An 18778-nucleotide genomic window follows, 5' to 3' on the forward strand; every position below is an offset into this window, starting at 1 on the left:
AAAAATACAATCTTATCACCATATGCGCATGAACTTATAGTGGCTATCAAATCGGTCATTCGCCGATTCCTTGATAACACTATTTGGAGATTTGAAATGTCTAGACTACAAGGTAAACGCGCACTGATTACGGGTGGTACAAGTGGTATTGGTCTTGAAACAGCGAAGCTGTTTGTTGCAGAAGGTGCACGCGTAATTGTTACTGGTGTTAACCCTGATTCTATCGCAAAGGCGAAAGTAGAACTGGGTAATGATGTGTTAGTCGTGAGCGCTGATTCCGCTGATGTGAATGCGCAGAAAGCTCTGGCTCAAACGGTTAAAGAACACTTTGGTGAACTGGATATCGCTTTCCTGAATGCGGGTATATCAATGTATATGCCAATCGAGGTATGGACAGAAGAGACGTTCGACCGCATTTATGATATCAACGTTAAAGGTCCTTACTTCCTAATGCAGGCACTGCTGCCCGTGTTCGCAAGCTCGGCATCAGTGGTTTTTAATACCTCAGTAAATGCTCACACCGGCCCCGTGAACTCTTCCGTTTATGGCTCAACCAAAGCGGCATTGCTGAACCTGTCAAAAACACTTTCTAACGAATTACTTTCTCGTGGAATTCGTATCAACGCAGTGAGCCCAGGCCCAGTTGACACACCGCTTTACGATAAGGCAGGGATTCCAGTGGAATACCATGATCAAGTGATGAAAGATATCATTGCAACCATCCCAGCAGGTCGTTTTGGTAAGCCTCAAGAAGTCGCGCAAGCGGTGCTTTATTTCGCATCTGATGAGTCTGCCTGGACCGTAGGTTCAGAAATCATCATTGACGGCGGCGTTTCAATCTAAGCCATCTAAATAAGCGATATGGTTCTTCAAGCTCGCCACCTTGCTATGGCGGCGGGCTTTTATTTTATCTGGAGTTTGAAATGCCTAACCATGACCTAACACTTATTAGCCACCCACTCTGTCCCTTTGTACAGCGTTCAGAAATCGTGTTGCTCGAAAAAAATGTGCCATTTGAACGCATAAATGTAGACCTATCAGCGAAACCTGATTGGTTTCTAGCCCTGTCACCGACTGGCAAGGTGCCAGTACTGAAAGTGCATCAAGCAAGCGGTGAAGATGCCATTATTTTCGAAAGTATGGTGATCTGCGAGTACCTCAATGAAACACAAGGCGGTACTTCAATGTACGCAGACGATGCATTAATACGTGCTAAACAGCGCGGATGGATCGAATTCGCTACAGCGATACTTGGTAATGCATGGCAATTTTTAAATGCCACAGATCAAGCTGTGGCTGACAACAAACGTGCGTCGTTCCGTAACCAGCTTGAACGTATTGAAGCTGAGTTGGGCTCGGGGCCTTATTTCTCGGGTGTTAACTTCAGTATGGTAGATGCGGTATACGCTCCGATTTTCCGTTACTTCTCAATCATCGATGCCTCAGTATCTGAGTCGATTTTTGAAGGACTACCGCGTGTTTCTGCATGGAAAGCATTACTTGCAAAAAGGGAAAGCGTAAAAGCTGCCGTACCAGCAGATTATGCACAACTTTTCCAAAATCATCTTCGTCAGCATTCAGCAATTCTCGCCGCTTGAAGATATTAACTGGGCAACCGTTGTGTACATATAAATTCGGCAAGTTGCCCAAACGCATTTTTCAGTTGGAGATTAATCATTAGCAACCGACCTGTCGACAATAGTACCAAGAATGCTTTAATACTCATTTAACTCACAGCGTGAAGCGAATATTAGCTTGCGGAATAAGAGGCATCTCGATTATTCATGGCTATTCGAAAAGAATTTGATAACTTGAGTCCCCATTACCTTAGAATGCGATCCTACTAATAAATGTCCGTGGGTTACTTGAAACTATAGTGGACAGAAACACGGGCGAAGTTGTAGAACGATATGAATATCATAATAGTCAATTCCCTGTACGCATAAGAAACTACAAAAATCAAAAGGACAAGCGCATCTTTTACCCATCCGGAAGCGCGCAATTTCTTGACTCAGAGGTAGTATCAAAACGAGGGGAGTTAACTGTCCGGGTTAAGCAGAGCTGTGCTTACACCGCTGATGGCAACGCCGATAAACGCTCACTGATAACCTCCACTAATGACGACTATCACGGCTCAACCCTCATCTGGATTTCTAATCACGAAACGGAATATTTCTGAATCTATTAAAATCGCAACGCGTTTTGTACTGACTTGCCACCAAGTGATGCACCGGGTGGCAACATACCCGTTAGCCAACCTGACGTGTAGACGCAATGTTTATTAAAGGGCGTATTAAAGGGCGTATTAAAGGGCGAAGACAGTACATACATGTTCCTTCATATATCAATTAAGGAACAAAGGTGTCGGCATTATGACGTAGATTTTTAGTCTTACGTGAGCGAGATACACAACTCAGAAATACGTTTGCAGTCACAAAGCGATTTGTTAAGCATTTCGCTGGCAGTCTATACACCCACACCGCTACGCCTCCGCACATCCTTACGGCCAATCAGAATATTATATTACTTAAATGCATATTCTTTGGTGATTTACTTCGTTCAATTTCAATTTGCAGCAGATCTACTATGTGGCATCCGACATTATCGCCAGAGTGAAATGCTATGAAACGTGCTGAATCCGTTCTCGACTTCATCGGCCATACGCCGCTATTGGAGCTCACCCAGTTTGATACCGGCCCCTGCCGATTGTTCGTCAAACTGGAAAACCAGAATCCCGGCGGCTCGATTAAAGACCGCGTCGCGCTCTCCATGATCGAAAACGCGGAGCGTCAGGGCTGGTTGAAGCCGGGCGGCACCATCGTTGAAGCCACAGCGGGCAATACCGGGCTCGGTCTGGCGCTGGTCGCCGCGCTAAAGGGCTATCACCTGATTCTGGTGGTGCCAGACAAGATGAGCCGCGAGAAGATTTTTCACCTGCGGGCGCTGGGCGCAGAGGTTCAACTCACCCGTTCTGACGTCGCCAAAGGTCACCCTGACTATTATCAGGATTATGCCCGTCGATTAGCAGAAGAAACGCCTGATGGGTACTACATCGATCAGTTTAATAATCCGGCCAATCTGGAAGCGCACTACCGAACTACCGGCCCTGAACTGTGGCAGCAGATGGAGGAGCAGATTGACACAATCGTCGTCGGCGTGGGTTCTGGCGGTACACTGGGCGGCCTGAGCCGCTACTTCGCCGAGGTATCCCCTCAAACCGCCTTTGTGCTGGCCGACCCCGCAGGATCGATCCTGACCGACTACCTGCAACGCGGTGAATATGGCGAGGCCGGAAGCTGGCTGGTGGAGGGAATTGGCGAGGATTTTGTGCCTGCGCTGGCCGATTTCACTCAGGTCACCCACGCCTACGCGGTTGATGACGCCGAATCTTTCCACACCGCGCGTGAATTACTGCGTAAAGAAGGCGTACTGGCGGGATCGTCCAGCGGCACTTTACTGGCCGCCGCATTACGCTACTGTCGGGCACAAACCGAGCCCAAGCGGGTCGTCACCCTCGTTTGCGACAGCGGAAATAAATACCTGTCCAAGATGTTCAACGACTATTGGATGATCGAAAAAGGACTTATCACGCGCCCGCCGCACGGCGATCTGCGCGATCTCATCACCTATCGCCATGATGAAGGGGCCACTGTTTCGGTGTCGCCCGACGACACGCTCAGCGTAGTGCATGCACGTATGCGGCTCTACGACATCTCCCAGCTACCCGTATTGGACAACGACCGCGTCGTCGGCGTGATCGATGAATGGGATCTCCTCAACAGCCTCAAAAATGATACCCAGCATTTTTCACTGACGGCGCGCGAGGCGATGTCCGATCAGGTCAAGACGCTGCCAAAAGAGGCATCACCTGACGATCTGCTGGCGATTTTCGACCAGGGATTTGTCGCCGTGATTCTCGACGGCGATCGGTTTCTCGGTTTAATTACGCGTACAGACGTCCTGAACCACTGGCGGCAGACGCTTCGCTGATACGTTTTCCACGCTTCGTTTTTCTTATTCATCCAGGAGTGACCATGTCTCAATTCGATACCCAAACCGTTCACGCGGGCTATACCCCGGATAGCACCGGTGCGGTGATGCCTGCGATTTATGCGACATCAACGTTTGCCCAGCCCGCCCCCGGTGAGCATACCGGCTACGAATATTCACGCAGCGGCAACCCAACGCGTGCGGTGCTGGAGGCGGCGATTGCCGAACTGGAGGGTGGAACGCGAGGGTTCGCTTTTGCTTCCGGCCTGGCTGCCAGTTCCACGTTGCTGGAATTGCTCAATCAGGGTAGCCATATTGTGGCCGTGGACGATCTCTACGGCGGCACCTGGCGTCTGTTAGAAAATGTCCGAAAACGCACTGCCGGATTACAGGTGACTTACGTTGACCCAGCCGATCTCCGCGCGCTGGAACATGCCATTACGCCGCAGACGAAAATGATCTGGGTGGAAACGCCGACCAACCCGCTGCTGAAGCTGGCCGATCTGGCGGCCATCGCTGCGTTAGCCAAAAAACATCGGCTCATCAGCGTGGCGGATAACACCTTTGCTTCACCAGCGATTCAGCGTCCGCTAGATGTCGGGTTTGATATCGTGGTGCACTCCGCAACCAAGTACCTCAACGGTCATTCAGACGTGATTGCCGGGCTGGCGGTGGTTGGAGATAACCACGAACTCGCTTCACAGTTAGCCTATCTGCAAAATGCGATTGGCGGCGTGCTCGATCCGTTCAGCAGCTTTTTAACGCTGCGCGGTATCCGCACGCTGGCACTGCGAATTGAACGTCACAATCAGAGCGCCCTTCAACTCGCGCACTGGCTGGAACTCCAGCCTCAGGTCGAGCAGGTTTACTATCCGGGGCTACCGAATCACCCGCAGCACGCGTTAGCGCAGCAGCAGATGCGCGGCTTTGGCGGCATGATCTCTGTACGGTTGAAAGGCGATGAGGACTATGCGCGTGACGTCATTAAGCGCACGCGGTTATTTACGCTGGCAGAAAGTCTGGGCGGAGTGGAGAGCCTGATTAGCCAGCCCTACTCCATGACTCACGCTTCCGTCCCGTTGGAAAAAAGGCTGCAAAAAGGGATCACGCCACAGCTGCTGCGTTTATCGGTAGGGATTGAAAATGTGCAGGATCTCATTGACGACCTGTATCAGGCACTGAATGCGAGCGCAGTGAGTTAACTGTACACAACCTAGCTCATGCAGAACACATTCCAGTGCAAGAAAGCAACAAGGTTTCGTGCGTGGTAAGCAGCAGAGTTTTTCTGTGGCATTGATGCCACGCCCGACTTAGGGCGCTCAATCGCCAGCGCCCTAAGAACCCAGGCTTTTAGCGGAAATTATGCCGCTAACGCGGTTCCTTCGGCGACCATGCCCGCCCTTCGAGCCGTCAGTGACGCGTTCCTGACGCGGCACTGACTTTCGCGACGTCCTGTCGCTCACTCGGCGTTCATGTTCACCTCAGCATAATTTTTTACGCCATGCTGAGAAATACGATGAACAATACGATTTGGCTTAAGTTTGTCAGTGGTCTTAACTAACAAACGCCGCCAGTCATCGTTAACAGGGATTAATAGCGCTCCAACCAGTGAGCGTAAGGCGCTGGCAGTGTCCATGAGGCGCGTTCAACGCCCAGTTCGCGGGCGGCCTGATAGCTCCAGTGTGGGTTCGCCAGATGCGCTTTACCCACCATCACCAGATCCAACTGACCCGATGCCACAGCCTGTTCAGCCAGTTCCGGCGTGCCGAAGCCCCAGGCGGAAGAGACAGGAAGATCGGCCTGCTCGCGTACCTGTTTAGCAATCGGTCCCATAAAGGCGGGTGCCCACGGAACATTCGCTGCCGGCGTAGAGAAACCGATGCTGACACTCAGCATATCCAGCCCTGCGGCTTTAAAGCGACGCGTCAGCTCAATGGATTCCTGCAAAGTTTCTTCATCACGACCGTCAAACTCAATCACGCCGAAACGGGCGGTCAGCGGCAGGTGTTGCGGCCACACGTCGCGAACGGCAGCCAGCGTTTCCAGCAGAAAACGACTGCGGTTATCAAAACTGCCGCCGTACTGATCGGCACGCTTGTTGGAGTGAACGGAGAAGAAACTCTGTGCCAGATAGCCGTGAGCAAAGTGCAGCTCCAGCCATTCAAATCCGGCTTCCAGCGCGCGGCGAGCCGCAGCGACAAAATCATCACGAACGCGGGCGATATCTTCCAGCGTCATTTCCTGCGGCAAGTTTGGCAGATTCGCACCGAAAGCCTCTGCGGAAGGGGCAATGGTCTGCCAGGCGCGGGAGTCGCCAGCGGGGATATGGTCGTCACCTTCCCAGGGAATATTGGCGCTGGCTTTGCGTCCAGCGTGTGCAATCTGAATTCCCGGCACGGAGCCTGCGTCTTTAATAGATTTAGCGACCTTGGCAAACGCCTGCGCCTGCTCATCGTTCCAAATACCCGCGCAGTGCGGCGTGATGCGCCCTTCGGGCGCGACAGCAGTCGCCTCCACGATAACCAACCCGGCACCACCGCGCGCCAAAGATGCATAATGCACCTGATGCCACTCGTTGATCAGGCCATCATTCGCGGAATAGGTACACATCGGTGGAACGGCGATGCGGTTACGTAACGTAATGTCTTTCAGTTTGAAGGGTTGAAACAGTGCGGACATAATATTTTCCTACCTTGTCAGGTTACTTCGATATTTCGATATTTCGATATTATTCGAATAATAGATTTCAGACAACCCTGACGCTATAATTCGCCCATGAGACCTTTTAAGCACCCTACCCCCGATGAGTTTACGCTTGAGCGCGTCCTGTACGCCCTGAGCGATCCCCTGCGCATGGAAATCGTCCGCCATCTGGCCATGCAGGGCGAAGCAACATGCAGCGAGCTTGACGGCGGTCGCCCAAAATCCAGCGTGTCGCACCATTTTCGCGTCTTGCGTGACTCGGGTCTGCTTCATACCACCAACATCGGCACCACGCACATCAACCGGCTGCGCCGCAGCGACATGCAACAGCGCTTCCCCGGCCTACTCGACGCCATTCTGTCTCAACCCGCCGAGTAAAATAATCACGTCAATGGCGGCTTTCCGCCATTGCATATTGATTGCACATTCCCCTTCCCTTTCGCACTCTCTGCTATTCCAATATTGCTGCTTTGCTTTGCATTTCTATGAATATAGCGGCCGCCATTTTTCCATTATTCTGATGCTGATACGGGTTTTACGAGGCAGGATCAGAACAGGATGGACTACTACATTGGCATAGATATCGGGACCTCAAAGGTCAAATCGGTGCTATTCGATGCCGATTTCAATGAACTGCTGATTGCGTCAGCCAACACCGTGACCTATTCCCCGCAGCCCGGCTACGCCGAGCAAGATATGTCTCAGGTGTGGGATGCCGTGATCGCTACCCTGAAAACGCTGGCCACTTCGCCACTGCTACAACAGGGTCACGTGCGCGCCATCGGGCTGGCCGGACAAGGTGAAGGGGTCTGGCTAAGCGATCGCCTCGGGCAACCGGTACGACAAGCCATCCTCTGGAGTGATACCCGCACGGCGGAGCAGGTTCATCGGCTTAAACAGCGCCCGAATCTGGAAGCGACGCTCTTTCCCGAAACCGGTTCTCCCCTGCTCCCTTGTAACAGCGCGCAGCAGTTACGCTGGCTGGCACAGCATCAGCCGGATGCGCTGAGCGATGCCGATTACTTCTTTTTTGCCAAAGACTGGATTCGTTTTCGACTGACAGGACAGGCGAATCTGGAACTGACGGATGCCGGTACGTCGCTGCTGGACCTGCATAGCGAGACGCTGTCAAAAACCGTGCTGGATAAACTGGATTTACACGCGATTAGGCCGCTTTTTCCGCCGCTGCTTTATCCCGATGACATCGCCGGCACGCTCAGCGATGCCGTCGCTGCACAGACAGGTCTGCCAGCAGGCATTCCCGTCTGTGCGGGCGCACTGGATGTGTCTGCTGCGGCACTGGGTATCGGCGCTATTCACGACGGCGACATTTTCACCATTCTCGGCACCACCTGCTGCACCGGCATTGTGTGCCGTGGTTTAACGCAGGTGAGCCTGCAAACCCGGTTTGTCGCCCACGCCTGGCCGGGCCACTATCTCAACCTGTTCGCCATGCAATCTGGCACGCCGAATATTGACTGGGCGTTGAGCACGCTGGCTGACGATGCCGATTTTCAGACGATCAATGCACGCATTGCCCGTGTGCCACCCGGCAGCGGTGGCGTCTTCTACCAGCCTTACCTCAATGGCGAACGCGCACCGTTTTACAGTACATCGGCACGAGCGGGATTTTTTGGCATCGAGCAATCTACGACTAACGCGCATCTACTGCGCGCGGTCTTTGAGGGACTCGCGTATGCGATTACCGATTCGCTCAGCGGCTACCCTGCCCACGGCGATCTCTACATTGCTGGTGGCGGTGCCGCCTCAGCGATTTGGCTGCAAATCATCGCGGACTGCACCGGGCGACGAGTGATCGCCAGTTCGGTCAAAGAGTTGAGCGCATGCGGTGCCGCGCGCCTTGCTGCTCTGTCCATCGGCGAAAGCGCCAACATGGTTCCTTCCGCCAATACACAGGCGTCAACGTTTCTCCCCGATGCCGACACCCATCGGCAGTACCAGACACTGTTTCCGGTTTTTCGCCAACTGCGCGACCAGCTACAGCCACTCTGGCAGGCGCGGGCTCAGGCGCTTAATGCACTCGACAATCACAACGCGGCGCATTCGCACACGGTTCCCACCTCACAGGAAAGTCTTGCCTCATGAAGATCGTATTTACCGCCGAATATGGCGGCAACCTTGATGCCTTTCAGGCGTTAGGAGAACTGGTTGTGGACGGCTGGGCTATCGGCCAGCCCAAACTGAGCGAAGCGGCGCTAACTCGTCTGGCGGAGAACGCTGACGTCATCATCACCAGCTATGATGATATTACCGCCCGCGTCATTGAGGCTTGCCCTCACCTACGGCTTATCGCCTGTACCCGCGCCAACCCGGTCAACATCGATATCGAGGCCGCACGCCGCCGAGGAATTCCGGTGCTCTACACGCCCGGACGCAATGCCGATGCCGCCGCAGAATTAACGCTGGCGTTGATGCTGAATGCCGCACGCCACATCCCTCAAGCCCATAGCGCGCTGAAGCGTGGGGAGTTCACGCGCGAAACCGACACCGCGTTACAGACGCAAAATGGGTTACGGCAAGATGTGGTGTGGGACGTAGACAAAGACAGCCCATATGAGGTTTTCAAAGGCGGCGAACTACGTAATAAGACGCTAGGCATCATCGGCTATGGCAGCATTGGTCATCGGGTCGGAAGACTGGCGCGCGCCTTTGGAATGCAGTTGCTGATTGCCGATCCGTATGTCGCCGCCGAAGAGATCGACGAACCGGGCATTCGTAAAACCACGCTGGACGAGCTGTTTTTGCAGTCCGATTTCGTCAGCCTGCACCTGAACAGCACACCGCAGACCAAAGGACTGGTCAACCTCGACAGGCTCAGAACCATGCGTCCCACCGCCTATCTGATCAACACCTCGCGCGCTGCCGTGGTTGTCGAAGCCGATCTAATTGCGGCGCTACGCGAAAAGTGGCTGGCAGGTGCCGCACTTGACGTTTACGACAGCGAACCGCTCTGGCGTCATCACCCGTTCATTACCGAATTTGATAACGTGGTACTCACGCCGCACATTGCTGGCGCGACGCGGGAGACGCTGGTGAAACACACCGCGATGATCGCCGCCGACCTGCAACGCTTCATCCGCGGCGAACCGCTGCTTTACGAATGGAAATAGACGCGGCACTGATCTAGTCGGTCAGCGTCTCTTAATAGGTCAGCACTTCCTAATAGGTAGGCGCTTCTGCCATAAACCGCAGCGTATGTTCCCAGTCAATCACGCCCGCATCGGAACCCAATCCGGTAGCCACCAGCCCTGAAACGGCCGAGCCGAGCTGGCAGGCCTGCTCCAGATCCCAGCCTTTTGCCAGACCGGCAATAAAGCCGCCGCAGTAGCTGTCGCCGCAGCCCGTCGTATCCGATACCGCCACGCGATAGGCAGGAATGCGCAGCGTGACATCCTGGCCGAACACGTAAGATCCAGCCGCTCCCGCTTTGAAAATGCAGGTGCCGACGCCGCGATCAAGAAAGAAAGCCGCAATCTCTGCGGGTTTAGTCAGGCCGGAAATAAACGCCGCCTCGTCCAGCGAGGGCATAAAGTAGTCCACATCCGGCAGCAGCGGTATCAGCAACGACAGCGTCTCCGCGTTTGGCGCGATAAGATCGAAACTGGTCGTCAGCCCCTTTGCTTTGGCGTGTCGAAGCAGACGCGCGCTCTGCCCCTGATCCATTTTCGCCAGCAGCCCCGTGCCACCGTGGTGTAAGAAACGCGCATTGCACACAGCGTCAAAATCCTGCTCGTCGATAAAAAGATGATCTGACGCCCCGCGATAATGCAGCGCCGGACGCTCGCCGTCCGGTCGAATAGTCAGAATGGTCGCCGAGGTCGATGCCGCCGTCGTTCGCTGTACCAGCGAACAGTCGATGCCCAGCTTGCGATAGGCCGCCAGAATAAAATCAGCTTTTTCATCTTCACCGAGACAGGCCGCCGTCGCCGTGCGAATGCCCAGTTTGGCGGCATTCATTGCCGCGCCGCTGGCCGTCCCAGCAGGATTAAGGCGGATTTCATCGATAAAGTGGACGCCGCCGCCTTCGGGCAAACCAGTCACCGGCCGACCCGCGACATCCAGAATGGTTAATCCAACAAAAACCGCATCAAATTGGCTCACGCTGACTCCTTACGCTCTGTTTTTTTATTCATGTTCTGTCTTTTATTCATGCTTGAACATTTATTGCCGCTGACGCAGCCGCCCTTGCAGGAAAGAGAGCGCCAGTGCCAGTACCAAAATCACGCCGCTCAGCGCATCTTTTACGATGAAGTTCAGCCCCATCAGGTTCAAACCGTTGGCGATCATACCGAGAAACAGCACGCCGATTAGCGTCCCTGCTACGTTGGGTCGCCCCTGCGCATGAAACGCGGTGCCGATGAAAACAGCGGCAATGGCGTCCATCAGGTAAGCCTGTCCGGCCAACGGCGTAAACTGCCGCAGATTGGCGGATAACACCACGCCGCCGATGGCACACGTCACCGACGTGACAATCAGCAGCCAGAACATCGTACGCCGTACGTTAACGCCGGCAATCAGTGCCGCTGGCGCATTCAATCCCATCGCATGGATACGTTTACCCGCAATCGTCCGTTCAAATAACAGGTAATAAGCCAGCAACAGCACCGCCACAATCACGATCGGCACCGGAATGCCCCACAGGTCGCCCACGGCCAGCTCATGGTACTGCGGTGCCATCCGGCGGTAAGCGATCGGCCCACCGCCTTCAGTGTAGATACGTTCGATGCTGCTACCGATAAACCACGTCCCTAGCGTCGCCAAAAACGGCTTAATTCGACAGTGAATAATCAGCACCGCATTAAGCAAACCAATCAGTGCGCCTCCCGCTAATGCGGCCAGCACCGCTGCCTGCCACGGCAGGCCATAGACTTTGAGCGCCACCAGCGCGAAGGCGGCGCCAAAATCCAGCGCAACGCCCACGGACAGATCGATTCCGCCCGCAGTCACCACCAGCGTCATAGCCAGCGCGACAATCAGCAGTACCGCACTGCCCTGTAGCAGATTTGCCCCGTTGCCTAACGTCAAAAATATTGGGTTTTGCAGCGAGAAAAACACCAAAAAAGCCAGCAGGATGACCAGAAAGCCATAGCGGATAAAGAACGACAGCCCCAGTCTGCCGCCCGGCAACGCAGGCTGCGCCGCCAAAGAAGAAGGTTTCACGCGTGACTCCTTTGCCTGCGTAGCGAGGCGGCGGCGAGCACCACCAGAATCAGTACACCCTTAATCGCGCCGACCCAGAAGATATCGACTCTCAGCAGCGCCAGACCGTTCGATAAGGCATTAACCAGCAGCGTGCCCAGCAATGCGCCCCAGATGGTGACCACCCGACGGCGAGAGAATGCCGCGCCAAGAAATGTCGCTAATACCATCTCCAGCAACAACGGCTCTGCCGTGCCGGGCGAACTACCCGATCCTTGTGCCACCAGCGTTAGCGAGGCCAGCGCCGCCGCCAGCGCACCTAACAGATACGAACCGATAACCAGCGGGGTGTGGGAAATGCCTGACAGCTGTGCCGCTTCTCGGTTTCCGCCTGCGGCCTGCAAGTGCTGGCCCCATCGGCTATGGTGAACGATAAATTGAAACAAGAGGAAGACCAGCAGCATAAACCAGACCGCCAGTGGCAACCCGAGCAGGCTGCTATCACGAAACGCCACAATCAGCGGATCGCTAACGCTGATGCGCCGCTGCTGGGTCAGCAAATTAGTGAGTCCGATAACCGCCACAGAGCAGGCTAACGTCGCCAATAGCGGCGGTAGCCGAATCGCCACCACCAGTGCCGCATTCACCGTACCTGCCAGTAGCGCAGCCCCCACTATCCACACAATCAACCACGGGTAGCTGATACCTGCGTTCGTCAAACCGTCGCTGATTATCGCCACCGCAAGTACCGCAATCGCGGGCAGCGAGAGATCGATACCGCCGGAAACAACATCGTCGCCGCCGCCCGTAATGACGCAGACCAGCCCGAAGCACAGGATCGCCAGCGGCGCGCTTTGCCGTAAAATAATGGTGATATTTTGCCAGCTGAGAAAATAAGGTGCGCTCAGGCAGAGGAACAGCAGCAGCGCCGCAAACAGCAGTAAGGGAATATGATTGAAAAGCCCGGCTAAACGCGGCGTCGCTCGGGGGGATTGTAAGGCACGAGTCATACCGCCTCCTGCGTTCGACCGCTGCTGGTCAACGCCAGCAGACTATCCAGCGAGAGGCGTTCCGTCGGCACATCGGCGATGAGTTCACCGCGCCACATCACCAGAATGCGATCGCATAGCCCCAGAAGTTCACCGTCATCGCTGGAAGAAACGATAACCGCTCGCCCTTCCGCCGCCAGTTGCCGGGTAAGCTGATAGATTTCTGCTTTCGCGCCAATATCGACGCCCAGCGTCGGTTCATCAAGAATAAACAAGCGAGTATCGGTCTTTAGCCAGCGCGCCAGTATCACCTTCTGCTGGTTACCACCGCTTAAATTGCGCACGGGTATGCTGACATCGCGCGGCCGGATATCCAGCGTCTGCGCCAGATGATTCGCCTGTGCTACCGCTTGCTTACGCCGCAGCCACCCGCGCCAGGCAACAGCGGACAAGGAAGCCAGATTGATATTGTCTGCCACCGATAGCGGTAAAATCAGTCCGTCGTGGCGACGATCGCGCGGCACCAGCGCCATTCGCTGCGCGATGGCCTGTACCGGAGAACGCGGTCGTAGCGTCTGACCATCGATCACAATATGTCCCTCACGGGCGGGCGTAATACCATAGAGCGCATCAATCAGCGCCTCACGTCCCGATCCTAACAACCCTGCAATACCAACAATTTCTCCCGCGGCAACCTGAAAACGGATTGGCTGAAAATGCTGCCGATCCGTGAGCTGTTCGACCTGTAGCAGCGGGATTCCACCTTTCTCTGTCTTGCGTTTCCCGTCAAACAGGCTGGCAATCTCTCGCCCCACCATTAGGCGAATCATTCCATCGATATCCTTTGTTTCGGGATCGTCCAGCGTCGTCACGCCCTTACCATTGCGTAACACGGTGACGCGGTCGCAGATATCTGCAATTTCATTGAGATAGTGAGAGACATAGATAATCGCAATCCCACGCTGTTTCAGCGCCTGGAGCGTATGCAGTAGCTGCGTGGCTTCCCGCGCTTCCAGCGGCGCGGTCGGTTCATCAAACACCACTAGCCGCGCCTTGCCGTCAATGAGTGCTCGAGCGACCTGCACCAGTTTGCGTTCCGCCAGGCTTAACTCCCGGATGAGTCGATTGGCGTCTATCGATAGATTGAACGTGTGCTGAAAGAACTGTTCCGTTTCACGCCGCATCGTCCGACGATCGACGCCTCGCCAATAGTTCACTCGTTCCTGACCGAGAAACACCGACTCCGCCACGGTAAAATGGGGAATAAGATGCAGTTCCTGATGGATAAAACGAATGCCGTGCGCGTGGATAACCGCGGGCGTCACGGCGGTCAACCGCTGCCCATCGACAGCGATCTCGCCGCCGTCTGCGGCATAAACGCCAGCCAGCACCTTGATTAAGGTCGATTTCCCCGCGCCGTTTTCCCCGATCAGGCCGAGAATTTCTCCCGGCCGAACCGTTAGTGATACGTTGTCCAGTGCGGGAATCCCTGCAAACTGCTTGCTGATGTGCGTCATTGCCAGACCGCCGCCGGACGGCGACGGGGCTGAGTGATATGCCACCATAGCCTTATTTCAGTTCGCCATAGCCAAGCTGTTTATAGACTGCCTTGGCTTCCGCCTCCCCTTTGACAGGCAAGACTGGCACAAACGTCTGCGGTAGCAGTGTGGCACCCGCGAAATAGCGCGCGACGTTTTTCGCCGATGTGGTGCCGATCAAACGCGGCTGCTGCGCAACGTTGGCAACAAATGGACTGCCTTTCTCCGCCATAATTTCCAGCGTTTCTGGCCCGGCATCAATCGCCGTGACCTTCACATCCTTATCACGCCCGGTTTCTTCCAGTGCTTGCACCACACCGATGGCCGGCTGATCCCAGCAGGCAACGTGGATTGCATCCAACGTACCTTTCGGGTACTGGCTCAGCAACTCAAGGGTTTTCTTGCGCGCGTCTTCCGGCGAGTTGGAATATTGTTCAGCCAGCTCAGGCTGAATGATTTTGATCCCCGGATAATCTTGCAGAACGTATTTCCACAGGTCATAGCGAATACCGCAGATGCGCAGCGCGTTGGAGAACGCATTGAAAACCGCGATATTGCCTTTTCCGCCCAGCGCATCCGCGGTATAGCGACCGATCGTCGAACCGATCGCGTAGTTATCCGACGTCGTGTTATTGATGGAATACGATGAAACATGATCGACGGTGAAAACCGGAATCTTTGCCTCACGCAGCGCTTTAAACTTCGGTTCTACCGCGCTGTCACCGAGAATACTGATCACCGCATCGACCTTACGCGCCAGCAGGATGTCGTGGTTATTGGCATGAACCTGATTATCACGCCCCCCATCCACCCCCACGACCTGCCCACCGAGTTTCTCAATTTCTTCGGTCGCCCCTTTGTAGGCCTCACGGTCCCAAAAGTGCTGTGTTCCCACCACGGCAACGCCAATGGTTTTTCCCTTCAATGACAGTGTCTCATCCGCTGCCTGAACAGAGGTCATTACCCCTGTAGCCAGCACGCATGCAGCCAGACGAGAAAAGCGAGTCTTCATCATTTTTATCCCGATTTTTATAAAATAATTAGCAGGAAAAGAGATTAGCAACGGGAAAAGTTAAATCGAAATAACAAAAATGATAATGGCTAGTGAATAAATAGAAATAGCATTGATGAACAGATGTAGCGATTTTTACTTATTGAATTTACAGGAATAAGTTATAAAAAACGCATCTTGTTTTTTATCCCTATAAAGGGAATGGTTAAGGTTCTTCTATACTTAAGGGAAAAGCAGACATGACAACATTATCGATTTACCACCGTCCGCACATCACGCAACCCGTTCAGCAACTCACCACGTTTAATGACATCGCTTCCCTGCTCGCCAGCGCTGGGATCCAGCTAGAACACTGGCAGACCGACGCACCACCGCTCGACGCCAGCAGCGAAATCATTTTGACGCAGTATCATGCCGATATTGAACGTCTCAAACAGCAGGAGGGCTACACCTCTGCCGATGTGATCAGCCTGACGCCGGATCATGCCGAGAGACTGGCGCTGCGGGAAAAATTTCTTCAGGAACACACCCACAGTGAAGATGAAGTGCGCTTCTTCGTGCGCGGCAGCGGAAGCTTCTTTGTGCCGATTGGCGAACAGGTTTTCCAGCTTACCTGTGAGGCCGGCGATCTCTTACGCGTTCCCGCTAACACACCGCACTGGTTTGACTGCGGCGAATTTCCTGATTTTGTCGCGATCCGCATTTTTACTAATCCAGAAGGCTGGGTTGGGCACTTTACCGGACGGGAGACGTTTCACTAATTCCACGATCGTTTCTGCATTTCTCCGCCGTTCCCTTTATACTGTGCGTTTTGTACCAAGACGAACGGCGAGACCCCTTCCGTAATGATGAATAACGATGTCCTGCGCAGCGTGCGCTATATGCTGAATTTGAATAATGACCACCTGCTGAAAATCCTGGCGCTGGTGGAGATGACCGTCCCTCCCCAGCAGTTGGCGAGCTACGTCAAAAAAGAGGGAGAGGAAGGCTATCAACCTTGCCCAGACATCGTGATGAGTTATTTCCTGAATGGGCTGATTCTGCAAAAACGTGGGCAAGATGAAAACCAGCCTGCACCGCAGTTTGAGCGCAAGATGACCAACAATATTATTCTGAAAAAGCTGCGTATCGCATTTTCATTAAAAACGGATGATATTCAGGCGATCCTGCTGGCACAAAATTTTCGCATTTCAGTACCGGAAGTCACCGCGATGATGCGCGCGCCTGATCATAAAAACTATCGCACCTGCGGCGATCAGGTGATCCGCTACTTCCTGAAAGGGCTGACGGCGCGAGTACGCAAAGGCTAAAAGCACCGTTAACGACACGACAGGAGCGTTGCCTGACTGACCTTTTCTTGTAAAGGCATCAGCAACGCTCGGTTTTTAGTACGGTATATTTTAATACAGTATTGTTTAATACAGTATCAGTGCTGTGTGTCATGCAGGATAGCCATGACCAATTGCTCGAGCTCTTCGTTTTCAAGTCGGGTAATTTGCCGCACTTTTTCCTTATCCATACCCGTTAACAGCAATTCTCGGGCAATTTGCCTGGCACTATTTTTCATCCCTTGTTCAATGCCCTGCTCCAATCCTTGTGCTAACCCTTGCTGAATACCGCGTTGGATTCCTTCGTCGAATCCCATTTTTTTCAATTGTTCTGCAATCGTCATAATGTCCTCCTGACCGGTTGATAGCGGTGCTGCCAGTGCGTCAATGAAATCTGCGGGTTTGGATGTGTTTCCCGCTTGTGCAATATAAAATAACAGCGCCCGACGCTGCGTCAGCGGCACCGACCAGCGTTCAAATAGTAACCCAATCTCACGCGCCAGCTCCAGCATATCACGGGTACGAATATGCTTCTGTACCAGTTCCAGTAACGCCATGCGGCGATGCGTGCGAATCTCATCATCCGAAATAGCAGTTAAATCCACCAGTGGGAAAGGCTGTTCATACAGCGCTTGTGCCAGTACAGGATCGGCGAAGCTGTCCAGCCAGCGAAGGCTGTAAGGATAAGGACGCGCTCTGCCGTGATAAAACAGCAGCGGCACCACCAGCGGTAAGCGATCGTGTCCCTGATCCAGATGTTGCTGCATAGCAGCCAGACAATAGCGCAGCAGCCGGAAAGCCATCTGTTTTTCCGGGCGACTTTGGTGTTCAATCACACAGTAAATATACCCTTTGCCTGCGGTGGTACGTAGCGAGTACAGCACGTCCGATATCCGCGCACGCAGCTTTTCATCAATAAACGACGCGGATTCCAATTGCAGCGTGCTGAAATCACATCGTTTGCGGATTTCATCCGGCAGATGAATAGTCAGAAAATCCCGTGCGACCGCGATGTCGCTCAGAAACTGTTTGAAGATCGCATCATGCGATGGCATCTCGTCCCCTTCCCTGTAGGCCATGACTAAAAATTCAGTAGGGAGGGTAACGAGGACACGATAATAAAGCAGAAAACAGCGTAGAAAGTGGAAAGCGCCTCGAAGAAAAACTGCTTTATTTCGAGGCGCTGACTGTAGGCAGAGAGCCGTTGCTGTCGGGCGGCTTCATGTTTTTCCATCGTCAACCGCGTTGGGGCTGCGTCGACCTGCAGCGCCGGATGACGGCAGAAGCGGACGACGTCACCGACCACCAGCAGGCTAGGCGACTGTGGTTGATAGCGTGCCAGCAGTGCCGGTAAGGTCGCCAGCGTCGCGGTTAATAACCGCTGATCCGGCTGGGTGCCGCGTTCGATAATCGCGATGGGCGTCTGCGCGGACAGCCCGTGTTCGATCAGACGCTGACACAGTCGACTGCTGTGGCTCAGCCCCATATAGAACACCAGCGTTTGCTGGCTGTCGGCCAGTGTTGGCCAGTCCAATTGCGGCTCGCCATCGCGTGAATGACCGGTTACGAAGCGGACCGACTGGGCACAGGCCCGGTGCGTCAGCGGTAGCCCCACAGCCGCCGCACAGCCTGTCGCAGCGGTAATACCCGGCACGACGTGGCAGATGATTCCGGCCTGTTGGGCATAATCCATCTCTTCGCCGCCGCGACCAAAAATAAAGGGATCGCCGCCCTTCAGACGGATCACCCGCTGCCCGGCCTGCGCCAGTTCGACCAACAGCTGATTGATTTTTTCCTGTGACAGACGGTGACAGCCGCGCGTTTTTCCGACGTCGATACACAGTGCCTGTTCGGGCACCAAATCCATAATCTCCGCCGACACCAGCCGATCGTAGACCACAACATCCGCCTGCTGGATTGCCCGCAGCGCCTTCAGCGTCAGCAGTTCTACATCACCCGGCCCTGCACCCACTAGCCAGATTTCACCGCCGAGTACAGGCTGACGCCGTTGGCCCTTCGCCAATATTGATTGTGTTGTCATCATGTCACACCTCATTA

The 18778-nt window shown here is 54.2% G+C and carries 17 protein-coding genes; 9 read left to right on the top strand and 8 right to left on the bottom strand.

Annotated features, from left to right (window positions below):
- Positions 1–96 precede the first annotated feature (96 nt).
- The 4 genes from BJJ97_RS19205 (at position 97) to BJJ97_RS19225 (ending at position 5192) form a co-directional block, all read left to right on the top strand.
- Positions 97–843 (top strand): SDR family oxidoreductase, encoded by a 747-nt coding sequence (locus tag BJJ97_RS19205; RefSeq protein WP_039484118.1) that lies wholly within the window; start codon positions 97–99, stop codon positions 841–843.
- 80 nt (positions 844–923) lie between these two features.
- Positions 924–1598 (top strand): glutathione S-transferase family protein, encoded by a 675-nt coding sequence (locus tag BJJ97_RS19210; RefSeq protein WP_095994994.1) that lies wholly within the window; start codon positions 924–926, stop codon positions 1596–1598.
- 1024 nt (positions 1599–2622) lie between these two features.
- A complete protein-coding gene (locus tag BJJ97_RS19220) occupies positions 2623–3990 on the top strand; it encodes a pyridoxal-phosphate dependent enzyme (RefSeq protein WP_095994995.1) in 1368 nt (455 codons plus the stop codon).
- A 44-nt stretch (positions 3991–4034) separates the two neighbouring features.
- On the top strand, positions 4035–5192 hold the full coding sequence (locus BJJ97_RS19225; RefSeq protein ID WP_095994996.1) for a trans-sulfuration enzyme family protein: 1158 nt from the start codon (positions 4035–4037) through the stop codon (positions 5190–5192).
- Positions 5193–5580: 388 nt separating this feature from the next.
- On the opposite strand, the gene BJJ97_RS19230 is transcribed toward BJJ97_RS19225, so the two are convergent.
- The gene (locus BJJ97_RS19230) at positions 5581–6669 is read right to left on the bottom strand and encodes an NADH:flavin oxidoreductase/NADH oxidase (RefSeq protein ID WP_095994997.1); all 1089 of its coding nucleotides are present in this window, start codon (positions 6667–6669) and stop codon (positions 5581–5583) included.
- Between the two features lie 96 nt (positions 6670–6765).
- Here BJJ97_RS19230 and BJJ97_RS19235 point away from each other — a divergent pair, with 96 nt between their 5' ends.
- The 3 genes from BJJ97_RS19235 (at position 6766) to BJJ97_RS19245 (ending at position 9824) form a co-directional block, all read left to right on the top strand.
- Positions 6766–7071, top strand: coding sequence for an ArsR/SmtB family transcription factor (locus tag BJJ97_RS19235; RefSeq protein ID WP_072012378.1), 306 nt, complete (start codon positions 6766–6768; stop codon positions 7069–7071).
- A 180-nt stretch (positions 7072–7251) separates the two neighbouring features.
- On the top strand, positions 7252–8799 hold the full coding sequence (locus BJJ97_RS19240; RefSeq protein WP_095994998.1) for an FGGY-family carbohydrate kinase: 1548 nt from the start codon (positions 7252–7254) through the stop codon (positions 8797–8799).
- Complete coding sequence (locus BJJ97_RS19245) at positions 8796–9824, top strand: 2-hydroxyacid dehydrogenase (protein WP_095994999.1); 1029 nt, start codon at positions 8796–8798, stop codon at positions 9822–9824. Before BJJ97_RS19240 ends, BJJ97_RS19245 begins: the two co-directional genes overlap by 4 nt.
- Positions 9825–9873: 49 nt before the next feature.
- Here BJJ97_RS19245 and BJJ97_RS19250 read toward each other — a convergent pair whose 3' ends face one another.
- The 5 genes from BJJ97_RS19250 to BJJ97_RS19270 are packed head-to-tail and all read right to left on the bottom strand — an operon-like array spanning position 9874 to position 15392.
- Entirely contained in the window at positions 9874–10815 is a 942-nt protein-coding gene (locus BJJ97_RS19250; RefSeq protein WP_095995000.1) for a carbohydrate kinase family protein, read from the bottom strand.
- Positions 10816–10875: 60 nt separating this feature from the next.
- Complete coding sequence (locus BJJ97_RS19255) at positions 10876–11874, bottom strand: ABC transporter permease (RefSeq protein ID WP_095995001.1); 999 nt, start codon at positions 11872–11874, stop codon at positions 10876–10878.
- Positions 11871–12863, bottom strand: coding sequence for an ABC transporter permease (locus BJJ97_RS19260; RefSeq protein ID WP_095995002.1), 993 nt, complete (start codon positions 12861–12863; stop codon positions 11871–11873). Before BJJ97_RS19260 ends, BJJ97_RS19255 begins: the two co-directional genes overlap by 4 nt.
- Positions 12860–14407: a sugar ABC transporter ATP-binding protein gene (locus BJJ97_RS19265; protein WP_095995003.1), complete on the bottom strand. Its 1548-nt coding sequence runs from the start codon at positions 14405–14407 to the stop codon at positions 12860–12862. Before BJJ97_RS19265 ends, BJJ97_RS19260 begins: the two co-directional genes overlap by 4 nt.
- Before the next feature lie 4 nt (positions 14408–14411).
- Positions 14412–15392 (bottom strand): sugar ABC transporter substrate-binding protein, encoded by a 981-nt coding sequence (locus BJJ97_RS19270; protein ID WP_043901888.1) that lies wholly within the window; start codon positions 15390–15392, stop codon positions 14412–14414.
- 239 nt (positions 15393–15631) lie between these two features.
- Between BJJ97_RS19270 and BJJ97_RS19275 the strand changes: the two genes are divergently transcribed.
- Both BJJ97_RS19275 and BJJ97_RS19280 read left to right on the top strand, forming a co-directional pair.
- A complete protein-coding gene (locus BJJ97_RS19275; protein ID WP_095995004.1) occupies positions 15632–16153 on the top strand; it encodes a 1,2-dihydroxy-3-keto-5-methylthiopentene dioxygenase in 522 nt (173 codons plus the stop codon).
- Between the two features lie 84 nt (positions 16154–16237).
- The gene (locus BJJ97_RS19280; RefSeq protein WP_095995005.1) at positions 16238–16702 is read left to right on the top strand and encodes a YehS family protein; all 465 of its coding nucleotides are present in this window, start codon (positions 16238–16240) and stop codon (positions 16700–16702) included.
- A gap of 116 nt (positions 16703–16818) precedes the next feature.
- Here BJJ97_RS19280 and BJJ97_RS19285 read toward each other — a convergent pair whose 3' ends face one another.
- Positions 16819–17775 (bottom strand): Rpn family recombination-promoting nuclease/putative transposase, encoded by a 957-nt coding sequence (locus tag BJJ97_RS19285; protein WP_095995006.1) that lies wholly within the window; start codon positions 17773–17775, stop codon positions 16819–16821.
- A gap of 26 nt (positions 17776–17801) precedes the next feature.
- Positions 17802–18764, bottom strand: coding sequence for a uroporphyrinogen-III C-methyltransferase (gene cobA, locus BJJ97_RS19290; protein WP_405083393.1), 963 nt, complete (start codon positions 18762–18764; stop codon positions 17802–17804).
- Positions 18765–18778 lie beyond the last annotated feature (14 nt).

The organism is Pectobacterium polaris (assembly GCF_002307355.1).
Taxonomy (GTDB): Bacteria; Pseudomonadota; Gammaproteobacteria; order Enterobacterales; family Enterobacteriaceae; genus Pectobacterium; species Pectobacterium polare.